General features: G+C 67.4%; 25 protein-coding genes, 1 tRNA gene and 1 pseudogene. 8 read left to right on the top strand and 19 right to left on the bottom strand.

The genetic code is table 11. The annotated features are described in order from the left end of the window. Positions 1–24: 24 nt before the first annotated feature. The 5 genes from AC5Y4T_RS05035 to AC5Y4T_RS05015 form a co-directional block, all read right to left on the bottom strand. Entirely contained in the window at positions 25–822 is a 798-nt protein-coding gene (locus tag AC5Y4T_RS05035; protein ID WP_499916045.1) for a 3'(2'),5'-bisphosphate nucleotidase CysQ, read from the bottom strand. 66 nt (positions 823–888) lie between these two features. Then, positions 889–1,704 (bottom strand): SCO1664 family protein, encoded by an 816-nt coding sequence (locus tag AC5Y4T_RS05030; protein WP_499952355.1) that lies wholly within the window; start codon positions 1,702–1,704, stop codon positions 889–891. Continuing rightward, on the bottom strand, positions 1,688–2,275 hold the full coding sequence (locus tag AC5Y4T_RS05025; protein WP_499916043.1) for a DUF3090 domain-containing protein: 588 nt from the start codon (positions 2,273–2,275) through the stop codon (positions 1,688–1,690). Before AC5Y4T_RS05025 ends, AC5Y4T_RS05030 begins: the two co-directional genes overlap by 17 nt. Before the next feature lie 62 nt (positions 2,276–2,337). Continuing rightward, on the bottom strand, positions 2,338–3,111 hold the full coding sequence (locus AC5Y4T_RS05020; protein ID WP_499952354.1) for a histidine phosphatase family protein: 774 nt from the start codon (positions 3,109–3,111) through the stop codon (positions 2,338–2,340). A 39-nt stretch (positions 3,112–3,150) separates the two neighbouring features. Next, positions 3,151–3,453 (bottom strand): hypothetical protein, encoded by a 303-nt coding sequence (locus tag AC5Y4T_RS05015; RefSeq protein ID WP_499952353.1) that lies wholly within the window; start codon positions 3,451–3,453, stop codon positions 3,151–3,153. A 108-nt stretch (positions 3,454–3,561) separates the two neighbouring features. Between AC5Y4T_RS05015 and AC5Y4T_RS05010 the strand changes: the two genes are divergently transcribed. From AC5Y4T_RS05010 to AC5Y4T_RS04985, 6 genes are all read left to right on the top strand, one after another. Then, positions 3,562–4,644 carry a YncE family protein gene (locus tag AC5Y4T_RS05010; RefSeq protein ID WP_499952352.1) on the top strand — a complete coding sequence of 361 codons (1,083 nt, stop codon included), beginning with the start codon at positions 3,562–3,564 and terminating at the stop codon, positions 4,642–4,644. Further along, positions 4,641–4,910, top strand: coding sequence for a DUF5703 family protein (locus AC5Y4T_RS05005; protein WP_499916038.1), 270 nt, complete (start codon positions 4,641–4,643; stop codon positions 4,908–4,910). Before AC5Y4T_RS05010 ends, AC5Y4T_RS05005 begins: the two co-directional genes overlap by 4 nt. Before the next feature lie 32 nt (positions 4,911–4,942). Then, positions 4,943–6,013, top strand: a complete 1,071-nt coding sequence (locus AC5Y4T_RS05000; RefSeq protein ID WP_499952481.1) for a quinone-dependent dihydroorotate dehydrogenase — start codon at positions 4,943–4,945, stop codon at positions 6,011–6,013. A gap of 58 nt (positions 6,014–6,071) precedes the next feature. After that, positions 6,072–7,595, top strand: coding sequence for a PucR family transcriptional regulator (locus tag AC5Y4T_RS04995; protein WP_499952351.1), 1,524 nt, complete (start codon positions 6,072–6,074; stop codon positions 7,593–7,595). Positions 7,596–7,828: 233 nt separating this feature from the next. After that, the gene (locus AC5Y4T_RS04990; RefSeq protein WP_499952350.1) at positions 7,829–8,395 is read left to right on the top strand and encodes an Rv1733c family protein; all 567 of its coding nucleotides are present in this window, start codon (positions 7,829–7,831) and stop codon (positions 8,393–8,395) included. Positions 8,396–8,708: 313 nt separating this feature from the next. After that, positions 8,709–9,218, top strand: a complete 510-nt coding sequence (locus AC5Y4T_RS04985) for a GreA/GreB family elongation factor (protein WP_499952349.1) — start codon at positions 8,709–8,711, stop codon at positions 9,216–9,218. Positions 9,219–9,494: 276 nt separating this feature from the next. Here the strand turns inward: AC5Y4T_RS04985 and AC5Y4T_RS04980 are convergent, their stop codons facing one another. From AC5Y4T_RS04980 to AC5Y4T_RS04965, 4 genes are all read right to left on the bottom strand, one after another. After that, positions 9,495–10,877 (bottom strand): HNH endonuclease signature motif containing protein, encoded by a 1,383-nt coding sequence (locus AC5Y4T_RS04980; protein ID WP_499952348.1) that lies wholly within the window; start codon positions 10,875–10,877, stop codon positions 9,495–9,497. After that, the gene (locus AC5Y4T_RS04975) at positions 10,868–11,038 is read right to left on the bottom strand and encodes a hypothetical protein (RefSeq protein WP_499952347.1); all 171 of its coding nucleotides are present in this window, start codon (positions 11,036–11,038) and stop codon (positions 10,868–10,870) included. Before AC5Y4T_RS04975 ends, AC5Y4T_RS04980 begins: the two co-directional genes overlap by 10 nt. Before the next feature lie 213 nt (positions 11,039–11,251). Continuing rightward, entirely contained in the window at positions 11,252–11,782 is a 531-nt protein-coding gene (locus AC5Y4T_RS04970) for a YbhB/YbcL family Raf kinase inhibitor-like protein (protein WP_499952346.1), read from the bottom strand. A 31-nt stretch (positions 11,783–11,813) separates the two neighbouring features. Next, positions 11,814–13,187, bottom strand: coding sequence for a M20/M25/M40 family metallo-hydrolase (locus AC5Y4T_RS04965; protein WP_499952345.1), 1,374 nt, complete (start codon positions 13,185–13,187; stop codon positions 11,814–11,816). 113 nt (positions 13,188–13,300) lie between these two features. Here AC5Y4T_RS04965 and AC5Y4T_RS04960 point away from each other — a divergent pair. After that, positions 13,301–13,386: transfer RNA gene (locus AC5Y4T_RS04960), tRNA-Leu, on the top strand. A 55-nt stretch (positions 13,387–13,441) separates the two neighbouring features. Here AC5Y4T_RS04960 and AC5Y4T_RS04955 read toward each other — a convergent pair. Both AC5Y4T_RS04955 and AC5Y4T_RS04950 read right to left on the bottom strand, forming a co-directional pair. After that, positions 13,442–13,867, bottom strand: a complete 426-nt coding sequence (locus AC5Y4T_RS04955) for an integrase core domain-containing protein (protein WP_499916023.1) — start codon at positions 13,865–13,867, stop codon at positions 13,442–13,444. Positions 13,868–14,077: 210 nt separating this feature from the next. Beyond that, entirely contained in the window at positions 14,078–14,284 is a 207-nt protein-coding gene (locus AC5Y4T_RS04950) for a hypothetical protein (protein ID WP_499916021.1), read from the bottom strand. 101 nt (positions 14,285–14,385) lie between these two features. On the opposite strand from AC5Y4T_RS04950, the pseudogene AC5Y4T_RS04945 reads away from it, so the two are divergent. After that, a pseudogene (locus AC5Y4T_RS04945) lies at positions 14,386–15,075 on the top strand (phosphoribosyltransferase); the annotation flags it as partial. A gap of 25 nt (positions 15,076–15,100) precedes the next feature. Here AC5Y4T_RS04945 and AC5Y4T_RS04940 read toward each other — a convergent pair. The 8 genes from AC5Y4T_RS04940 to AC5Y4T_RS04905 form a co-directional block, all read right to left on the bottom strand. Continuing rightward, positions 15,101–15,430 carry a hypothetical protein gene (locus tag AC5Y4T_RS04940; protein ID WP_499916019.1) on the bottom strand — a complete coding sequence of 110 codons (330 nt, stop codon included), beginning with the start codon at positions 15,428–15,430 and terminating at the stop codon, positions 15,101–15,103. Between the two features lie 91 nt (positions 15,431–15,521). Continuing rightward, positions 15,522–16,334 carry a DivIVA-like cell division protein Wag31 gene (wag31, locus tag AC5Y4T_RS04935; RefSeq protein ID WP_499916017.1) on the bottom strand — a complete coding sequence of 271 codons (813 nt, stop codon included), beginning with the start codon at positions 16,332–16,334 and terminating at the stop codon, positions 15,522–15,524. A gap of 262 nt (positions 16,335–16,596) precedes the next feature. Further along, positions 16,597–16,887 carry a YggT family protein gene (locus AC5Y4T_RS04930; protein WP_007770770.1) on the bottom strand — a complete coding sequence of 97 codons (291 nt, stop codon included), beginning with the start codon at positions 16,885–16,887 and terminating at the stop codon, positions 16,597–16,599. Between the two features lie 156 nt (positions 16,888–17,043). Further along, positions 17,044–17,688 carry a cell division protein SepF gene (locus tag AC5Y4T_RS04925; protein WP_007770769.1) on the bottom strand — a complete coding sequence of 215 codons (645 nt, stop codon included), beginning with the start codon at positions 17,686–17,688 and terminating at the stop codon, positions 17,044–17,046. A gap of 66 nt (positions 17,689–17,754) precedes the next feature. Beyond that, entirely contained in the window at positions 17,755–18,540 is a 786-nt protein-coding gene (locus tag AC5Y4T_RS04920) for a YggS family pyridoxal phosphate-dependent enzyme (protein ID WP_499952344.1), read from the bottom strand. Between the two features lie 5 nt (positions 18,541–18,545). Then, entirely contained in the window at positions 18,546–19,253 is a 708-nt protein-coding gene (pgeF, locus tag AC5Y4T_RS04915) for a peptidoglycan editing factor PgeF (RefSeq protein ID WP_499952343.1), read from the bottom strand. A 101-nt stretch (positions 19,254–19,354) separates the two neighbouring features. Continuing rightward, entirely contained in the window at positions 19,355–20,512 is a 1,158-nt protein-coding gene (gene ftsZ / locus AC5Y4T_RS04910) for a cell division protein FtsZ (RefSeq protein WP_499916747.1), read from the bottom strand. A gap of 272 nt (positions 20,513–20,784) precedes the next feature. After that, on the bottom strand, positions 20,785–21,739 hold a 955-nt coding region (locus AC5Y4T_RS04905), incomplete at its 5' end, for a cell division protein FtsQ/DivIB (RefSeq protein WP_499952342.1).

Below are 21,739 nucleotides of genomic sequence, written 5' to 3'. Positions count from 1 at the left end.
GCGCGACGACGAGGCACGTCCGAGTCACCCGCCGCGGATGGCCCCCAGCAGGATCGGCGCCAGCTCGGCGCGACACATCACGAAGTCGGGCAGGTACGGGTCGAGTTGGTTGTAGCGCATCGGCGATCCGTCGAGCCGCGACGCGTGCATGCCGGCGGCCATCACCACCCCGGCCGGGGCCGCCGAATCCCACTCCCACTGACCGCCCGCGTGCACATAGGCGTCGACATCCCCGTCGATGATGGCCATCGCCTTCGCGCCGGCCGAGCCGATCGCGACGGGCTGGATGGGCAGCGTCTGCCGCATCCGGTGTAGCACCGCGGGCGGACGGGTTGCGCTGACGGCGATGCGGATGGTGTCGGTGACGCCGGCACGCGCGGCGTCGGCGGTCACGGTGTCGCTGCGGTAGACGATGTTTCCGCGGGCCGGCAACGACACCGCCGCGTCGGTGATTTCGCGCTGGCCGTTGCTGGAGCGCTGCCACAACGCGATGTGCACCGCCCAGTCGTCGCGGCCCGGGGTCGAGAATTCCCGGGTGCCGTCCAGCGGGTCGATGATCCACACGCGGTCGTGGTTCAGCCGGGACAGGTCGTCGTACGCCTCCTCGCTGAGCACGGCATCGTCGGGTCGCTCCTCGCGCAGGCGCCGCAGGATCAGGGCGTTCGCCAGGCTGTCGCCCGCATCGCCCAGCGCCCAGGGATATCCGAAGCCGAGTTCGTCGCGGACCTTCAGCAGCAACTCCCCCGCGTCTGCGGCGAGATCGGCGGCCAACGCGGCATCGGTTATCCCGTCGGCGGTCGTCTCGTCGTCGGCGGGGCTCACTGCTTCAGTATCGCCGACGCCGAACGGCGGCCTGCACCGATAGCCGCGACCCAACTGCGATCACCGCTAGAAAGCCGGCCACGGGATGGGGCGATGCCGATTCGGTCCGGGCATCACCGGATTGTCCAGCAGCGCGTGCGCGCGACCGCGCAGCGCGGCGATCTCGGCCCGGGTGATCTGCTCGGCCAGTTCGTCGCCGAACTGGCCGTCGATCGCGTCGATGAGGCCGGCGACGGCCTTGCACGTGTGATCGTCGATCGGCTTTCCGGCCCATCCCCACAGCACCGTGCGCAGCTTGTCCTCGACATGCAGGCACACCCCGTGGTCGACCCCGAAGATGTGCCCGTCGAGGTCACGCAACACGTGGCCGCCCTTGCGGTCGGCGTTGTTGATCAGCACGTCGAATACCGCCATCCGCCATAGGCGAATGTCGTCGGCGTGCATCAGGACGACCTCGTCGCCGGCGTAGTCGAGGGCGCGCAACACCGGCAGGTAGCCCGGCTGCCTGGTGCCGGCCGGAAACAGGTCGACCAGATCCGGCCCCGGCCGCGGCTCGGTGTCCACCGCGTCGCCGGGTTGCTGCACCCACCGCTGCAACATGCCCGGCCCCGCCGGCCCGTGCCGAATGATCGTGTAGGGCACGATATTCCAGCCCAGCTTCGCGGAGACCAGATAGGCGGCCCGTTCGCGGCCGGCCAACGTCCCGTCCGGGAAATCCCACAGCGGCGCCTCCCCGGCCACCGGCTTGTAGACGCAGTGCACGCTGGACTCGCCAAGCGTCGATTCGCACAGGAAGGTGCCGTTGCTGGCGGAGCGGATCCGTCCGATGACCGTCAGCTCGCCGTCGCGTAACACCTCACGGTCGTCAGACCTCGGGGTCATCGTCAGGCCCGAGCAGCGCACTGCGCCGATATCCGTTGGCGCGCGCGCAGATATGGCCCTCCGGGTCCAACGGTTCGTCGCACAGGGGACACGGCGGACGTCCCGCGGAGATGACGCGATTGGAGCGGGTGGCGAATTGGCGCGCCGACTCCGGCGTCAAGAACACCCGCACCGCGTCGGGCCCCTCGTCGGTGTCGTCGAGCACCACCGACGCGTCGAACTCGGCGTCGGTGACCGCCAGCAACTCGACCACCACCGTCTGGGCCTCCGAATCCCAACCCAGGCCCATGGTTCCGACCCGGAACTCGGCGTCCACCGGGGTGACCAACGGATCGAGGTCCTCGATCTCGGCGGGCTCCGGCGGAACGGGCGTGCCGAACCGGCGATTCACCTCGAGCAGCAGCGCACCGATCCGTTCGGAGAGCACCGCCACCTGCTGCTTCTCCAATATCACCGACACCACCCGGGCGTCGTGCACGGCCTGGATGTAGAACGTTCGATTCCCGGGCTGGCCGACGGTCCCGGCCACGAAGCGGTCGGGTGTGCGGAAGACATGAATTGCGCGGGCCATGGCACTTCCCAAAATACCGGCTGTTGCCACCGCCGTGCGATCCGATGGAGGTAGCCGCCGAATTAATCCGTGGAACCGCCGACCACCGCGTCGCTCGTCGGTACCGCGGCGGCCGATTCCTGCGGCTCTCCGTTGGAGGTGGGGTCGGCCTCGCCCTTCGCCTGTTCTTTGGCCTCGTCTTTCGCCTCTTCTTTCGCGGGGGGGCCGGCCCGCAGGGCGGCCGACAGGCGTGCACCGGTGTGGTTGACGTGCAACACAAACGGACGCAGCTCGGTGTACCGGATCACACTCACCGACGCCGGGTCCGCGGTGACGCGCTGGAAGCCGTCCAAGTGCATGCCGTACGCATCCGCGATGACCGCCTTGATGACATCACCGTGAGTGCAAGCGACCCACAGCACATCGCCGCCGTGCTCGGCGGCCAGTCGGCGATCGTGCTCGCGCACGGCGAACACCGCGCGCGCCTGGACCTGAGCCAGGCCCTCACCGCCGGGGAATATCGCCGCGCTGGGGTGAGCCTGAACGACCTTCCACAACGGCTCGCTGACCAAGTCGCCGATCTTGCGACCCGTCCATTCCCCGTAGTCCACCTCGGCGAGCTGATCGTCGACGAGCGGTGTCAGGCAGAGCGCGTCGGCCAACGGCTCGAGCGTGCGGCGGCAGCGCAGCAGCGGCGAACTGACCAACGCCCGAATCGGCAGATCGCCGATCCGATCGATCAGGCCGTCGGCTTGTTCGCGGCCCTTGTCGTCGAGGTCGACGCCCTCGGAGCGACCGGCGAGAACGCCCGCCGTGTTCGAACTCGAGCGGCCGTGCCGTAACAGGATGACGGTCATATCGACCACGACGGTACCCGGTGGACGGGTCCGTGATGACTAGTGCGAAACCGGTACCGCGTGCGCCACGGAGTCCCGCACCGCGGCGCTGAGACTGCGCTCGTCGGTGAGATCGAGCTCGATCACGCTGCGGACCGCCCTCGCAACGACCTCGTCGGCCTGTGGAACGGGCCCGGACAGGCGCGGTCGGTAAATCTCGACGACCAGGGAGCGGTTCTCGATGTGGAACGAAAAACTCCGCCCATCACCGACTTGTCCATATCCGCTTGCGGCAATCCCTGTCGACATGTCCTCGACAGCAAACCCACTATGCGTCATATGACGGTCAGCGGTGACGGCCATGAGCTGACCATACCTCGCCGGTAAGGTCGGATGAAGGCGGCAGGCCCCGGCGGACGCGAGACGGTCTCCTAAAATTTGAGTTCCGCCGTCACACCCCGAGGGAAAAAGTTGCCGTCACGACAATCACGTCACAAGCTGGCAGCTCGGGGCGGTGCGTTGGGTCTGGCGGCTTTGCTGGGAGCTGCCGTGGGATGTTCATCGAATCCGCTCGACACCGCGCTGCGCACCATCGAACCGGCGCGTGCGGCGGTGTCGCCGCCCTCCTCGCAGCGGCCGGCCGGGGCGGTGCGGCCGCTGGCCGGTCACGCCGCGGCGGCGGCCTTCGATGGCGGCACTCATCAGCTGGTGGCCTTGACGCCGGGCGCCGACCCGGCCGCCCCCGCCAGCGTCACGGTCTTCGCCCACGAGCAGGTCACGCCCCGCGTCGTCGAACTCCCGGGACCGGCGACCGCCTTGGCCGATGACGGCCACGGAACCGCCTACCTGTCCGCCCGCGGCGGCTACTACACGGTGGACCTGGCCACCGGTCGCGCGGCGCAGGTGGCCGTCGCCGCCGCTCCCCAGACCGAATTCACCGCGGTGGCCCAGCGGGCCGACGGCAGGCTGGTGCTGGGCAGCGCCGACGGCGCCGTCTACACCCTTACTTCTCCGACACCGGCCTCCCCGGTGCCCGGCGCAGTGACCAGCGCGGCCGTCGCCAACAAGACCAAGATCTTCGCGCGCGTCGATTGGCTTGCCACACAAGGGAATACGACGGTGGTGCTGGACCGTGGGCAGACTTCGGTGACGACGATCGACGCCGATGGCCACGCCCAGCAGGCGCTGCGCGCGGGCCGGGGCGCCACCACCATGGCCGCCGATCAGGCGGGTCGGGTGCTGGTCGCCGATACCCGCGGTGGCCAGCTGCTGGTGTACGGCGTCGATCCCCTGATCCTGCGTCAGGCCTACCCGGTACCGCAGGCGCCATACGGCCTGGCCGGCTCGCGCGCGTTAGCCTGGGTTTCGCAGACCGTTTCCAATATCGTCATTGGTTACGATCTGTCCACCGGAATTCCCGTCGAAAAGGTGCGTTACCCGACCGTGCAGCAACCGAACTCGCTGGCCTTCGACGAGGCGTCAGACACCCTGTACGTGGTGTCGGGTTCGGGTGCGGGAGTTCAGGTCATCGAGCACGCGGCGGGCAAGCGTTGACCGCGGCGCGGCGCAGCCGCCTGCCCGCGGGTTGGGACACCGAGATGTCCGATGAATACGAATGGGCGCCGCTGCGCCTGCCGCCGGACGTGACGCGGGTCAGCGCGTCCACCCGGTTGTCCATCGAGGCCGAATACCGCGGCTGGGAGCTGACTAGGGTGCGGCTCTACACCGACGGCAGCAGACGAGTTCTGTTGCGCCGCAAGAAGTCCCGTTTGGACAGCGCGGGCTCCGAGGGGCGACGGCCCGACCAGCCGGAACTGTGACACCCGCCCGGCCGCGCGAGGGCGAACACCGGATGTACGGCCTGCTGCGACGGCTGCTTTTCGTCATCCCGCCCGAACGAATTCACACGCTGGTGTTCGCTCTGCTGCGCGCCGTCACCGCGGCCGGGTGGACGCGGCGGGTGCTGCACCGGCTACTAGCCCCGACCGATCCGGCGCTGGCCAGCACGGTGTTCGGGGTGCGCTTCCCCGCGCCGCTGGGGCTGGCGGCCGGCTTCGACAAGGACGGTTTGGGGTTGCTCACCTGGGGTGCGCTGGGTTTCGGACATGCCGAGGTTGGGACGGTCACCGCGAACCCGCAACCCGGGAATCCCGCCCCGCGGATGTTTCGGCTGCCGGCCGACCGGGCCCTGCTGAACCGGATGGGCTTCAACAATCTCGGTGCGGGCGCGCTGGCGATGCGGCTTTCGCGGCAGCGGCCCGAGGTGCCGATCGGGGTCAACATCGGCAAGACGAAGGCGACGCCGGCCGAGCAGGCCGTCGACGATTACCGGGCGAGCGCCCGGCTGGTCGGCCCGTTGGCGTCCTATCTCGTGGTCAATGTCAGCTCGCCGAACACGCCCGGGCTGCGTGATCTGCAGGCGGTCGAGTCGCTGCGACCAATCCTGTCGGCCGTGCTGGCCGAGACGTCCACGCCGGTGCTGGTGAAGATCGCGCCGGACCTTTCCGATTCCGACGTGGACGACATCGCGGACCTGGCAGTCGAACTCGGCCTGGCCGGCATCGTCGCCACCAACACCACGGTGTCGCGGCGCGGGTTGACCACACCGGGCGTGGACGAGCTGGGCCCGGGCGGCATCTCCGGGCCGCCGGTGGCACGCCGCGCCGTCGAGGTGCTGCGCCGGCTGTACAGCCGTGTCGGCGACCGCCTGGTGCTGATCAGCGTCGGGGGCATCGAGACCGCGGATGATGCCTGGGAGCGGATCACCGCGGGAGCATCGCTGCTGCAGGGTTATACGGGCTTCATCTACGGAGGAGGCTTGTGGGCCAAGCGGATTCACGAGGGCATTGCGCTGCGACTGCACGACGGCGGCTTCGCCTCGCTCGGCGATGCCGTCGGCTCGGCGGCACGCACACCGGATTGAGTCAAGCCGAGCTTGACTCCTGGTTAGGCTGACAACAGTTCGGCATGAGGAGCGGCTGGTGATCACGTTGGACCGCCTGGTGAATGTGCTGGGTGGTTATGGAGTCCGGTTGCGTTGGTCGTCGGTGCCCAGGTCGGCTGAGCTGCGCAGCGTGGTGATCCACGAAGCCGCGCCGGATCGTGTGGTGGTGGGCGATGTACTGCTGGCCGTCGGTGCCGGCTCGTTTCGCGAAGCGGTGCAGTGGGCAGCTTCAGCGCGTGCTGTCGTGGTGTTGGTACGCGACGGTGACGAGCCGATCGCGATCGACGGTGATGCCGACGCCGAGGTCGGCGCGGTGATGGTGGTCGACGAGACCGTCACCTGGAGCGAGGTGGCTACGGTCGTCTACGGACTGGTGCTGGAGGGTCGCGAGACTGAATCCGGTCGTGGCCCAACGGATCTCTTCGCACTGGCCGACAGCCTGGCGGACGCTATCGGCAGTTCAGTCGTCATCCACGATCGGCTGTTGCGCGTGCTGGCGTATTCGAAACTGCAGCAACATGCCGACCCGGCGCGGGTGCAGACGATCCTGGAGCGACAGACACCGGAGCAGCTGCGCGCATTGTTCGATGCGCGGGGCGTATTCGCACACCTGCGGGTCTCCGACGAGCCGCTGTTTGTCCCCGAGGACGCCGAGCACGGCTTGATCGGGCGCATGGTGGTGGCCGTGCGCTCCGGGGGCGAGTTGATCGGATCGGTTTGGGTGGCGTGTTCGGCGCCGCTGGACGGGGCGGCGCGCACCGCCTTGGCCGATGGGGCGCACACGGTGGCACTGCATCTTCTACGCTCGCGAGCCAGCGCGGATTTGGAGCGCCAAGTCGAATCGGAACTGGTGATTCGGTTGCTCGAGGGAACGGCCGATGCCGCCATGGTCGCGAGCAGGCTGGGTCTGCCGCACGAAGGGTTGAGGGTTATTGCGCTGCAGGCGTTTATCGGCGATGAACGCGATGCCGCTCTGTTGTTGGCGTTCGAGCGTGCCACGACGGGGTTTGGCTGGTCACGGCCGGGGCGCAGCGCCTTGGCGGGCAATATCGTCTACACGCTGCTTCCCGGCGCGCAGGCGGCGACGGCGCGGCGCTGGGTAACCGGCCTACGGGCGGCCCTCCCCGAACAGGTGACGGTGCTGGCCGGCATCAGTGGCGCCGCTGAGGTGACCGAGCTCGCCGCCGCACGCCGGGAAGCCGAGGAATGTCTTGCGCTGCAAGAGAATTCCCCAGGGGTCATGCCTCCGGTCTATGACGAGTCATGGGCTGACATTCTGTTGCAGCGGTTGCGCACGGCGGCGCGCTCAGGCCGGTCACCGTCGCGTGGGCCGGTGGCCGAGCTAGGCCGTCATGACCGCGCCAACGGGACCGATTACGTGGCCACGCTGCGCGCATGGCTGGAGGCCCAGGGCGATCCGGCCGAAGCCGGTGACCGGCTGGGAGTGCACGAGAACACCGTGCGTTACCGGCTGCGCAAGATGGCCGAGATCACCAATCTGCCGTTGGATGATGCCAGAAAGCGGCTGGCGATGATGATAGAACTCGCCACTGACATCTGACCGCTGTCGCAATTCGACAAAGCGGGACAGCGTCGTTGTCTGGCTGTGGCAAAGCCTGGGGCGGCTATCCGCACCATCATGAAGGTTGCCGGCAGATTCCAGTGACGGCTGGTATCCCCCCGGCCGCGCGAGACCTGTGAGCCATGCCGACTTCCGATAGGAATTGTTCGTTGTCAACCTCAGACCCGTATCATCAGCCGATCGCCGACCGGCGACCTGATGATGACGCCGCGATGGAGACCTTCACCGTGCCGCTGCCGCGGAGGCTGTTCGCGCGTCTGTTCGGCCGTAACCCGCTGATACGCACCACCGACCGGGTGGAGGCGCTGATTGTGGTGTTAGCCGTCGCGGTGTCGCTGATCGCCGTGCCCTTCAGTGCCGCGGTGGGCACCGCGGTCCATGATTCTCGTAGCCGTCTCTACGCCGAGCAGGCCCGAACTCGCCACCCGGTGACCGCGATTGTCACCGGGGACAGCCACCCTCGCCGCAGCCTCGAGAGCCCAACAGTGACGGTCACTGCCCGATGGTTTGCCGCGGGGGCCGAACGCACCGGTGACGTCACCGCGCCGCTGAAGGCCAAGATTGGCGACGCTATTGAAATTTGGGTCGATGACGAGGGCCTGCCGGTGGCCCGACCGCTGAACACCGCCCGCGACGAGGCGGTCGCCTTTGCAGTGGCGACCTGGTGGGCGGTGAGCCTCTTGACAGTGGCCTTAGTCGTGCGTGCACGCATCACCCTTGACCGCCTCCGCTACGACCGATGGCAGCAGAGCTTCGACCGCCTCATCGAGCGGCGATAAGCGGCGCCCGCCCGTTGATTCCGGCAGCCTCGACAGCGGCGTTGTCGAGGTGTGACAACGCATCGAACCGCCTTTGTCGGTTTCCGGCAAACACGGTCGAGTCGCCGCAGGCCACCATGGAATTAACCACCTGGAATTAACCACCATGGAATTAACGACTGCAAGGGAAAAACACTCAACCGCAACGGATTTTCGCCCGCCGTGGGCGTCCGAGTCGTCAGCGGCGGCTGCCTCCTTCGGCCCGCCTCTGACGACGCTCCCCCGAGAAAAGGAAGGACACGACTCAAAATTGACCGGTATCAAATCCATGGGCATGACCCGACACCAGTACACGCGCCTGCGGAACACACTCAACGCGTTGCGGTCGGAGCTGATCGTTGAAGTCCCTGACGACATGATGGATTTCGACGCGAAACGCTCAGCGCTACAACGACGTATCCGCGAGATCGAGAACCTGTTGGCGCGGGCGGTCGTTAGCGATCCCACCGCGGGCCCCGTCGCCGAACCGGGCATGGTTTTGACCATCCGCTACGACGTCACCGGTGAGACCGAAAGGTTCCTGCTGGGCAGACGCGGCAGCGAGGGCGCCGACATCAAGGTGTACTCGATGGCGTCGCCGTTGGGCCGCGCAATAGCCGGCGCGCGGCCGGGCGACCAACGCATCTACTCGATTCCCGGTGAGTCGGGGCGACCGGTGACGCTGCTCGAGGCCGTGCCGTATGAAATGCATCTGGCGAAAGTCCCGCGGTCGCGGACAGCCCACTGCGTCACAGCGGCGCAAGTACCTCAGCGAGTGTCCCGGAGACCAGCCACGATGGCTTGAGGAGAGCAATGAACATGCCCAGCACACAACCGGTCTGGATTTCGCCGCGCGGCTACGAACGGCTACAGAGCGAATTGGCCATCGCCGTCCAACACGCGTGGCAGGCCCGTAGCTTGCATACGCCGGTGGCCACTCGGCCATTGTCGACCGCCCCGCTCGGTCACGGGTGATTACATGATCTTCGAAGTAATCGACCCGGTGACCATCATGTTTTTGTTGCTGGCGGGTTTGGGCCTAGTCATGGCCGTCGCGTATGGGCGCATGTGAGTCGGCGCCTTACGCTGCACCCATTGCATCGTCGGCTTCGCCGTCTTCCTCCTCGCGCAACAGATCCTCGGGATGATGGAAGGTGTTGGTTCGCGGTTGCCCGCGATCGAGATGCGGCGGCGGTATCCATTCGGTATCGCCATCAGCGCGTTGTCGGGTGGTCCAGCCCTTCTCGAGCAGCCGGTGGTGGGGCCCGCAGGCCATGGCGAGTTGGTCGATGTCGGTGCGGTACGTCCTGGCCCAATCTTCGACATGGTGAATCTCGCATTTATAGCCGGAGACGTCGCAGCCGGGATGCGTACAGCCACGGTCCTTGGCGTACAGAACAATTCGTTGCCCCGGCGACGCGAGGCGCTTGGTGTGATACAGCGCTAACGCCTTGCCCTTGTCGAAGATCGCCAGATAGTGATGTGCGTGGCGGGCCAGCCGGATGACGTCCGATATCGGCAGGATGGTGCCGCCACCCGTCAAACCCTTTCCGGCCGCGGCTTCGAGGTCGGCGAGGGTGGTGGTCACGATGATGCTGGCCGGTAAGCCGTTGTGCTGACCGAGGTTTCCGCTGGCGAGGACGGCGCGTAGGGCGGCGTTGAGGCCGTCGTGGTTGCGCTGCCCGGTGCTGCGGGTGTCGCCCTGCACCGCCGCCTCCGACGGGGCCCCGTCCACTATCGGCGTCTCGTCGTCGGGGTTGCACATGCCGGGCGCGGCCAGCTTGGCCAGCACCGCCTCCCAGCTGGCGCGTGCCTCCGGCGTCAGCCATCCACTCAGGCGCGACATGCCGTCGGCCTGCTGATTGCCGAGCACCACACCCCGCATCCGGGCCCGGTCTTCGTCGGTGTAGCTGCCGTCGGGGTTGAGGCAATCCATCAGGCGCCGGGCGAGTTTGGCGAGCTGATCGGGGCGGAATTCTGTGGCCTTGACCGCCAGCTGCTTTTCGGCGTGCACACAGGTCTCGAGGTCGACGGACTCGGGCAACTGGTGGAAGAACCGCCGGATCACCGACACGTGGTCGGCACCGATTGCCCCGTCGCGCTGGGCGGCCGCGGTCGCGGGCAACACCGGCGCCAACGGCTCGCCGGTCAGCGCCCGGCGCGGACCCAGATCCGCCGCCTCGGCGATCCGCCGTCCGGCCTCGGCGCGAGTGATATGCAGCCGATCGGCCAACGCCCAGGACAGCTTGCCGCCGAACTCCGCTGAATCCCCTTGCTCACCAAGCTGATTGATGAGCTGATGGGTAGGCGCTTGAAGTTTGCGTGTCTCGCACTCGAGTGTCTCCAGCAGCTGCAACCGCTCCGGGTTGGTCAGCGCCTCATACGAATGCTCACGGAAGCGAGAGACGATGGCGCGCAGAGCGTCTACGTCGTCCTGGATGTCGTCGCGGTCGGTCAAAGCCATCTGCGCCGCCCACTCGGCTGCGCGAACGGACTCCACAGCTCATAGGTGAGTGCATCCAGCCGGCCGACCACAAACACGTACTTTTCCAGCGCGTCAACGAACTCGGCGGGACTCAGCGACTCCCAGGAAAGCGCCTGGAAGCGGGAGAGGGCAGCGCTCAAGGCGTCAACGTCAGCTCGAATCGCTGTCCAATTTCTCGAACGCATGTTCGAATGATACGTCCGCCCGCCGACAGAATCCGCTCAGATGAGAACACCGGGACGAAAGTGGCGCAAGTGATTTCAGCGGAAGGCGGCCGGGGCGCCTCTTCGAGCGGGCACCCCCGCTTCGGGCGGGAGCGCCGGGAACCCGGGCCGCGGACCGAAGCCCCTGCCCTACTTCTGTTCGTAGGTGCCGTGGATGACCGCACGAGCGATCGCGTGCTGGAACAAGTTGAAGCCGAGAAAGGCGGGGCTCGCGTCCTCTGGCAGATCCAGCTTGTCGGTGTCCACGGCGTGCACGGCGATGTAGTACCGGTGCGGGCCGTGGCCCGCCGGCGGCGCGGCCCCGATGTAGCGGCGCTGCCCGGCGTCGTTCACCAGCGTCAGCGCATCGCCGGGCAGGTTGCTGCCATCGCCGGCGCCCGCGGGCAACTCGGTGACGTCGGCCGGCAGGTTGGCCACCGCCCAGTGCCAGAACCCAGAGGCCGTCGGGGCGTCGGGGTCATAGACGGTGACGGCGAAACTGCGGGTCTGGTCCGGGAATCCCGACCAGCTCAGCTGGGGGCTGACGTCTTCGCCGCCCGCACCCATGATTCCGCTGACTTGCGCTTTAGCCAGCGGCTGGCCGTCGCCAACCGATTGCGAGGTCAACGTGAAGGTCGGCAGCTCCGGCAACGATGCGTACGGGTCGGGAGCAGTGCTCATGGTGGTCCTCTCGTGTGATCGGCTTGGTGATCTAGCAGTGGGTCAGGAAGTGGGCCAGCACGTCGGTGCCGAACCGCAGCGCATCGATGGGTACCCGCTCATCGACACCGTGGAACAGCGCGGTGAAATCGAGATCCGGCGGCAACCGCAGCGGGCTGAACCCGAAACAGCGAATACCTAAGCGCGCGAACGATTTCGCATCGGTACCGCCGGAAAGCATATACGGCACGGTACGGGCGCCCGGGTCATGCGCCAGCACAGCCTCGTTCATGGCGTCGACCAGGTCGCCGTCGAAGCTGGTCTCATACGACGAGAAATCCTTGATCCACTCGCGCGTCACGTCGGGGCCCAGCAGCTCGTCGATCTCGGCCTCGAACGCCTCCTTGCGGCCCGGCAGGATGCGGCAGTCCACCACCGCCTCAGCGATCGCCGGTACGACGTTGGCCTTGTATCCGGCCTTGAGCATGGTCGGGTTCGCGGTGTCGTGCAGCACCGCCTTGAGCATGCGGGCCATCGGGCCCAGCTTTTCGATCATTCCGCGCAGGTCGCCCGATTCGGTGTCGAAGGTCAGCCCGGTCTCCTCGCTGACGGCGGCGAGGAACTGCGCAACGGTGTCGGTCACCACGAGCGGAAACTGGTGGCGGCCCAATCGGGCGACGGCCTCGGCGACGGCGGTCACCGCGTTCTGGTCGTGGACCATCGAGCCGTGTCCGGCCGGACCCCGGGCGATGAGCTTCATCCAGGACAGCCCCTTTTCTGCTGTCTCGATCAGGTAGAGCCGGCGTTCTCCCCCGTCGCGGCGGGGCACGGTCAGCGAGAACCCGCCCACCTCGCCGATCGCCTCGGTGACGCCGGTGAACAGATCCGGCCGGTGATCGACGAGCCACTGTGCCCCGTAGGTGCCGCCGTGCTCTTCGTCGGCGATGAACGCGAAGACCAGGTCGCGGGGCGGCACGATGCCCGCCCGCTTCAAGTGGCGGGCCACCACGATCATCATGCCGACCATGTCCTTCATGTCGACCGCGCCGCGACCCCAGACGAAGCCGTCTTTGATCGCGCCGGAGAACGGGTGCACGCTCCATTCGGTGGGCTCGGCCGGGACCACGTCGAGATGCCCGTGGATCAGCAACGCGCCGCGCGAGCTGTCGGCGCCGGGCAGGCGGACGAATACATTGCCTCGGCCCGGCGCGCCGGACTCGGCATACTGCGGCGCGTAACCGACCTCGGCGAGCTGCTCGGCGATCCATTGCGCGCAATCTGCCTCGCCCTTGGTCGTTTCCGGTTCGCCGGTGTTGGTGGTGTCGAACCGGATCAACTTGCTGACAACCTCGACCACGTCGTCGCTCGGGTTGGTTGGCGCCTCGGTCGCCCCGCTCTGGATGGTCACAACCACCTTTCCTACCATTGCCGCGACTCGGCGGCGTGCTGCCCGATCATCGCGCCGTCTCGGGGAGCTGGGTTGGGCTCGCGGCGCGCGATCCGATAGCCTTAGCTGCCAACCCATGCTGGTTTGGCCTTGTCCGAGTGGCGGAATGGCAGACGCGCTAGCTTGAGGTGCTAGTGCCCTACTAATGGGCGTGGGGGTTCAAGTCCCCCCTCGGACACACTGTGATGTCGCGAGACATCGAGGACAGATGTCTCGCGACATAGTGAACACCCTCAGTTGTTGGCTGGGGGTGTTTTCTGTTGTTGGGGTTGGTAGTCGCTGTTGGTGTCGAGGGTGAGTTGGCGGATGAGTTGGCCGCCGGGGGTGGCGATGATGCGGATGTTGAGGTCGGCGATGAGCATGAGCACGGGGGTGTTGGCCCAGCGGTGGCCGATGCCGATGTGGTGGAGGCGTCCGGCGTGGCGCAGGGTGAGCTTGCCGTAGCTGTCGACGCGGTCGGTGCGCACTCGCCAGTGGATGCCAGCGGGGGTGGTGGCGGGCCCGGCGGGGGGTCGGGCGCAGTAGGCGTCGTGTGGGGTGCGGCGACCGCAGGAGCGGTGGGGGCGCACGGTGTTGTAGTACTCGGTGAAGGTGTCTAGCTGTGCTTGTAGGTCGGTGATACTGGCCGCTGGGGAGCTGTCCTCTATGTCGGGAGACATCCGTCCTCTATGTCAATGAATCACAGACCCCCTCGGACACACGACTGAGGCGAGGGAAATGAACGCTCGCGTTCATTTCCGAGCCGATGGAGCGTGTTGAGCGGCAAAGCCGCGAGCACACACGATTGAGGCGAACGGAATGAATGCTCGCGTTCATTTCCGAGCCGATGGAGCGTGTTGAGCGGCGAAGCCGCGATTACACCCGGTAACTCACTGCCGAAGACGCCGCTTCGGTGGCGGGTAGACGCCCCTGGCGATCGTCGCCGACAGCCACCCGATCGCCCAGCCGCCGCACACCAGCAGGAACGTATGCCGGCTGGCGGCGTCGCCCGTCGTCGAAACCACCGCCAAGATGACCGCCCAGACGATCGCGCACGCGATGCTGTAGGCCGTGTAGGTGCCGTAACGCCGTCTCATCTCGCGGATCCTCTCGGTCGTGCCTGAGCCTGCAGCCAACCCGAACTCTGCCACCGCGCTCGGCCCGACGCACGTAGCCTGGAAAGAGGCTTAGCAGCCGGGAGCGTAAACGAATGAACCCATCGAGTCGTTTTGTCCGGCGGACATCACCGAAGACGTTCGTCGACCGACGCGAGGCCGGCCGCGAACTGGCGCGGTGGTTGGCCGCGTATCGCGGCCGGGGCGATGTGCAGGTATTCGGGCTGGCCCGTGGCGGCGTGCCGGTTGCCTGGGAGATCGCGACCGCCCTGGAGGCGCCGCTCGACGTTTTCCTGGTCCGCAAGCTCGGGGTGCCGCAGTGGTCGGAACTGGCGATGGGCGCTTTGGCCAGCGGTGGTGGCGTGGTGATGAACCGGGACGTGGTGGCCAGCCTGCATGTCACCGACGAGCAGGTGCGCGAGGTGATCGACAGTGAGACGGCGGAGCTGCTCCGGCGCGAGCACGCCTACCGGGGTGGTCGCCCGATCGCCGACTTGCGCGACCGGATTGTCATCCTGGTCGACGACGGAATCGCAACGGGCGCAAGCATGCTCGCCGCCGTACGCGCCGTCCGAGCCGCCGGTCCGAAATCCATCGTGGTCGCCGTCCCGGTGGGACCGGAGTCGACCTGCCGCGAGCTCCTACGAGAGGCCGACGACGTGGTGTGCGCGACCACACCGCCGGGATTCGAAGCCGTCGGGCAGGTCTACGACGACTTTCATCAGATCAGCGACGACGAGGTCCGCCAACTGCTCGCCACGCCGACTTGCTGAGCGCCGAACCGCCAAAAAACAGGAGTTACTTGGCGGGCTCGTCGCCGCGGCCCTCGGCCGCGACAGTGGACTCCTCGGTCTGCGCGGTTTCCGCGGTGGTCGCCGGTTCGCCCGCGGCCGGGGCTTCCTCGGGGTAGTCGACGTAGTCGTCCTCGTGGGCTTCGTCGGCAGCTGGGGTTTCGTCGCCTGCCACGTCAGGCCGCTGGCGCTCGCGCAGGGCGTCGAGGATCAACAACACCACACCCACCACGCTCGCGGCGATGCACACCCACGCCACCAGCTCGTTGCTGGTGACGACCGCGAACACCAACGCGACGAGCCCGATAAGCGCCAATACCAGCGCAATGATGAGCATCAGTCATCCTCCAAGCGACGAGTGGGACCGCGGTTTCATGACCAAGTGTGCCAACCCCGAAGCTCGGCGAGTGACCGGCACGTCCGAAAGGCTAGTTGCTGCCCCGGTTGAACTGGTCGAAGCTGCCCGCATCCGCGCTGGAGTCCACGGGCGCGGCGGACCCACGCTGACCGAGCTCCTCCAGCTGAGACTCCAGGTAGGTCTTGAGCCGGGTGCGGTATTCGCGCTCGAAGGTACGGAGCTGCTCGAGGCGGCCTTCCAGCACGGTGCGCTGCTGGTTGATGGTGCCCATGATCTCGGAGTGCTTGCGTTCGGCGTCTGCCTGCAGGGCGTCGGCCTTCTCCTGGGCCTGGCGCAACTGGGTCTCGGAGCGGGTCTGCGCGTCGGCGAGCATGGCGTCGGCGCGCTGCCGGGCCTCGGCGACCGTGGTCTCGGCGGTGCTGCGCGCCTCGCTGAGGATCTGGTCGGCGTTGGCGCGGGCGTCGGACAGCATCTTCTCCGACTCGGTCCTGGCCGTGGTGGTCAAGCGGTCGGCGGTGTCCTGCGCCAGCGTCAACACCCGAGCGGCCTTCATGGCCTGCTCCTCGTTGTTGGCCGCGGCGGCCCCCGCGGCCGGCGTTGCGGCCGGCGTCGGCTTGACCGGCTCGGGCTCGGGCTCGCGGACGGGAATCGCCTGGGTGGGCGCGGCCGCTGCGGCCGGGGTGGCCGAGCCACCACCGGAGGACAGCTCGTGGTCCAGTTCCTCGATCCGCTGGCGCAGATCGCTGTTCTCTTCGATGAGCCGCGTCAGCTCGGCTTCCACCAGATCGAGGAAGGCGTCTACCTCGTCTTCGTTATAGCCCCGCTTGCCGATCGGTGGCTTACTGAACGCCACATTGTGGACGTCGGCTGGTGTAAGCGGCATTGTTTCGTCCCCTCAAGTTCCTTCTCGAACGTTCTGGAAAGTGTAGAACGCAGTGGTAGCCGTAGTGCAACTGCCGTCCATCCTGTCACACCAGGCGCGACCGTTGCCGATTAGCCCAATAAATAAGGACCAATTTCAAACTTTGAAGGCAATAAAATCCGAAACCTTAGAATTTTTAAATCGCGGGTACCAAACCGACGCTAAAGCGTGGCCGAACCGTCTCCGGGACGGAATGGGTCACACCATCGGGCCCCATGGGGAGCTAAGCCGCCGCGCCGAACGCCAGCTGCATCCCGATGAACGCGACGAGTAACAGCACCATGATCGAGAGGTCGAAGCGGACCGCTCCGATGGTGAGTTGCGGGATCAGCCTGCGGAGCAGTTTCACCGGCGGATCCGTGATCGACAAGATGATCTCCAGCACCACGACGGTGATCCCCGTCGGATGCCAGTCCCGGCTGAACGAGCGGATGAACTCAACCACGACCCGAGCGATGAGCAGCAGCCAGAAAATGAATAGCGCAAACCCAAGGATCTGAAAGAACAACACCAACTGAAGTGCCCCGACCTTACCCGTGAGAAGCCAAGCGCCGCCGACCAGCGCGGCGCCTGCCAGCGTACCGACTCCGGGCGAGGGGCCTCATCTCACGTGGGCACTTCCGGCCGTCGAGGATCCGAGCTCCCGCTGTGCAGCGGGCGGCCGATGTGGCTATTGGTAAGCGTAGAAACCGGTTTCGGCGATTCGGCGGCGCTCCTCCGGGGACACGTCGACGTCGGCGGGCGACAACAGGAACACCTTGGTCGCGACCTTGTCGAAGGATCCGCGCAGCGCGAAGGCCAGGCCGGCCGCGAAGTCGACGAGGCGCTTTGCGTCGGCGTTGTCCATCGACACCAGGTCCATGATCACCGGGGTGCCGTCGCGGAAGCGCTCACCGATGGTGCGCGCCTCGCTGTAGTCCTTGGGCCGCAGCGTGGTGATCTTCGAGAGCGGATGGCCCTCTTCGAACATCATCGCCATCCGGCGGGGGTCCATCGCCAACGCGCCTCGGGTGGAGTTGCGCAACCACGACCCGAAGCGCGGGCCGCCCCGCTCGCCCCGGTCGAACTCGCGGGGGTGGACGGCGCCGTAGCGGGGCTCGTCCCCGTAGCCGCCGCGGTAACCGGCGGGCGGCGGGTAGTCGGCGGGCTCGCGGCGCGGATCGTCGTAGTCGTCTTGCTCGTAGCGACCGTATCCGTCGTCAAATCGCGGCCGGGGAAAACCACGGGACGGAGCGTGGTCGTCGTAATACTCGTCCTCGTAGTCGTCCATTGGGGCCATACCGAAATAGGCCTTGACTTTGTGCAGTGTGCTCATTGCGTTGACCCTTCTAGCCCCTGGGAGTACTGGTGTCAGTGATAAAGCTGTTACTACAGTGACTACTTACGGTGACGGTAACCGCCGCGGGCCCAATAGCGCGGTACCGACACGCACACACGTCGAACCGTGTTTCACGGCAATTTCGAAGTCGTTGGACATGCCCGCGGACAACCCGACCGCGTCGCGATGCGACTCGAGAACCCGGCGATGCTCCGATTGCAGCCGGTCAAAGGCCTCGTCGGGGTCCGAGTCCAGCGGCGGGATCCCCATCAGCCCGACCAGGTCCAGGTTCTTGGAGTCCTCGACCTGATCGCACACCTGATCAACGGCGCCCGGCCGCGATATGTCGACGCCGCCACGGGACTCGTCGCCGTCGAGGCTGACCTGGACGTAGATCCGCATCGGGGCGGTGCGGCGGCCCTCGGCCAGCGCCGCCGCCACGCCCTTGTCGAGCGCGGACACCAGGTGCGCGTTGTCGACCGAGTGCGCGGTGTGTGCCCAGCCCGCCACCGATTTGGCCTTGTTCCGCTGGATATGACCGACCATGTGCCAGCGCGGATTTCCCACGTCCCCGTGCGCCGATGCCGCCAGCAATCGGGTGACTTCGGCCACTTTTGCCCTCGCTTCCTGGTCGCGAGATTCGCCGACGACTCGGCAACCCAAGCGCGACAAAGTCACAACATCGGTTGCTGGGAAGTATTTGGTAATCGGTAGAACTTCGATTTCACCGACATTGCGACCCGCCGCCTCGGCCGCCGCCGCCAGGCGCGAGCGCACCGATGCCAAAGCGTGGGTCAATTCCGAGTCGCGGTCGCTGCGACTGTCACCGGCGTGCATTCCTACCGCCATCGCAGTCACTCCATCCAGACCAGTGAGGCCAGCCGGCCGGTCGGGGCATCCCGCCGATGACTGAACAACGCCGGGTCGTCCACCGTGCACCGAGGATCGATATCGATCGCCGTCACGCCCAGATCCCTTAGCTGGCAGGCGATTCCGGCCCGCAGATCGAGGCCGGGAGTTCCCGCGGCGGTGGTGGTACGACTGCCCGGCAACGCCGCCTCGACCTCGTCGGCCATGGCCGCGGGCACTTCGTAATTGCGGCCGCTGACCGCCGGGCCCAGCAGCGCCGAGATGTCTTGCGGTTGCGCGCCGAGCTTCTGCATCGCCTCCACCGTTCGGGTCACCACCCCGCGCTGGGCGCCGACCCGGCCGGCGTGCACTGCCGCGGCAACGCCGGCGCGCGCATCGGCCATCAAAACCGGAACGCAGTCGGCGGTGACCACTGCCAGGGCGAGTCGCGCGGTGCGAGTCACCAACGCGTCGGTGTCGTCGACCGCGGTGTCACGCGCTCCGTCGACCACCTCGACCCGGTCACCGTGGACCTGGTTCATCCACACCACGCGCCCCGCACGCAGGCCGACGGTGGCGGCCAGCCGGGCCCGGTTCTCGGCCACCGCCGCCGGGTCGTCCCCGACGTGGTCGCCGAGGTTGAAGGTGTCGAAGGGCGGCCTCGAGACCCCACCGGCCCTGGTGGTGGTGACCCGCCTGATGCGAACGCTCACGTGACCAGTATCCGGAGCGGTGTGCTTGCCAGGGGGCAGCGCCGTCCGGCCCGTATATTTCGAGGCCTGTTTGTCGCGCGCTGGCAAGCAAATTGAGACCCTCAGCGGCGCATGAACGGCGGCACGTCGACGTCATCGTCATCGCCGCCGATATTCAAAGTCGATCCGTTGGTGTGAACCGGCACGCTGACGGCGTCGACCGGTTCGAACAGCGTCGAGGTGAGCTTGCCCGCCTTCGCCGACTCGATCCGGTGCGCACCGCCCTTTTCTTCCTTGTCGGCACCGCCGCCGAGCACGGATTTGCGGCCGGTGCCTGCGGCGTCGAAGCCCGCGGCGATGACGGTGACGCGCACCTCGTCGCCCAGCGAATCGTCGATCACGGTGCCGAAGATGATGTTGGCGTCCTGATGCGCGGCGTCCTGCACCAGCGAGGCCGCCTCGTTGATCTCGAAAAGGCCCAGGTCGCTGCCGCCGGCGATCGACATCAGCACGCCGTGGGCGCCCTCCATCGAGGCCTCCAGCAGCGGGGAGTTGATGGCGATCTCGGCGGCCTTGAGCGAACGTCCCTCGCCGCGGGCGGAACCGATGCCCATCAGGGCGGTGCCCGCGCCGGACATGATGCCCTTGACGTCGGCGAAGTCCACGTTGATCAGGCCCGGGGTGGTGATCAGGTCCGTGATGCCCTGGACGCCGTTGAGCAGCACCTCGTCGGCGCTGCGGAAGGCGTCCATCAGCGACACCGCGGCGTCACCCATCTGCAGCAGCCGGTCGTTGGGGATCACGATCAGGGTGTCGCAGCTCTCGCGCAGCGCCGAGATGCCGCTCTCGGCCTGGTTGCCGCGTCGCTTGCCCTCGAAGGAGAAGGGCCGGGTGACCACGCCGACGGTCAGCGCGCCCAACTTGCGGGCGATGCTGGCCACGACGGGCGCCCCGCCGGTGCCGGTGCCGCCGCCCTCGCCGGCGGTGACGAACACCATGTCGGCCCCGCGCAGCAGCTCTTCGATCTCGTCCTTGGCGTCCTCGGCGGCCTTGCGGCCGACTTCCGGGTCCGCCCCGGCGCCCAGGCCACGGGTGGACTCGCGGCCGACGTCGAGTTTGACGTCGGCATCACTCATCAGCAGCGCCTGCGCGTCGGTGTTGATCGCGATGAACTCCACGCCTTTGAGGCCTTGTTCGATCATCCGGTTGACGGCGTTGACGCCGCCGCCACCGATACCCACGACCTTGATGACGGCCAGGTAGTTGTGCGGGGGGGTCATCATTCGTCTTCCTCCCTGATGGGCTTGGCTCAGCTCTCTCCCGGCGGTGGGCTCCTCCGGACGTTTCGCGGCTCTCGTGGCAAACCCTCAACCTCAACCATAGAGTTAGAGTTATGTCAAGTAGTTCCGCGCAACCAGAACGGTATGGGTATGGCGCGCCCTAACCACGCAGGCGCGCCGACACGCGCCCCGCAAATTTTGGGCAATTTCCGCCGCGCCCGGCGCGTGCGCTGGTCCCCACGGCGTCGAGCGCGCCGACGTGACGAAGATCGCTACTTGACCGTCGGCAGGTCGGGGCTGGACACGTCGTAGACCTTGCCGGGCTGGGTCAGCAGCGCGGCCAGTTTCTCGGCCTTCTCGTCGGTGCGGTCGGTGGTCCCCCAGATCACCACCCGACCGTCGCCCAGCGTCAGCGTGATCGAGGCCACCGACTGCGCGGCGACGTGGCCGACCTGGCTCTCGATTTCGGGCCGCAACGCGGTCAACACCTGCAGCGCCGCCTTGGTGGCCGGGTCGTTCGGCCCCGGGTCGGCGACGTCGAGGTACGGCAGCGCCGGCGGCGGCGGCCCGGTCGCGAAGTCCACCCCGTCCCGATCGAAGAGATGCGGTCCGTCGGGAAAGTCCTTGACGGCCACCGGAACTCGCTCGACGATGGTGATCCGCAGCGCCGACGGATACTGGCGCTGCACCCGCGCGCTGGCCACTCGCCGGATCGCGGCCACCCGGTCGGCGACCTGGCTCGTGTTGATCTGCAGCAGCGGCGTTCCGATCCGCACCCGCGCCGCATCCAGGACCTCTTCCCGAGTCACCACCCCGGTGCCGACGACGACGATGTTGCGGGCCGCCATCGCGGGCGTGAAATACAGGATCAGCGCCAGCCCGACGCCGACGATCACCAGCGCAACGGTGGCCAGCAGCATCTTCAGGCCCCGAACAACGCCCCGCGCAACGGGTTTGGGCTCGTTGATCAGCCGCCCGCTGGCCCGGCGCTTCGCCTCGCGGCGCGCCTCTTCGATCGCGGTGGCGCGGGCCTGGGCGGCGCGGCGTTCGGCCCGCTCCCGGCGGGCGCGCCGGCGCGGCCCCTCGACCTCGTCGGCCTCGGGATCGTCACCGGCGTCGCTGTCGGGCCGGTCCGCGCCGGTGTTCGTGCCGAGCGGTTCGGTGACCGCGCCGTTGGCGGCGGCCTGGGCTTCGGCCTGTTCGCCGACCGCGTTGGCAGGGACGGGG

The sequence above is a fragment of the Mycobacterium sp. NGS11 genome, from assembly GCF_059813315.1.
This window is presented reverse-complemented; position numbering and strand designations above follow the sequence as displayed.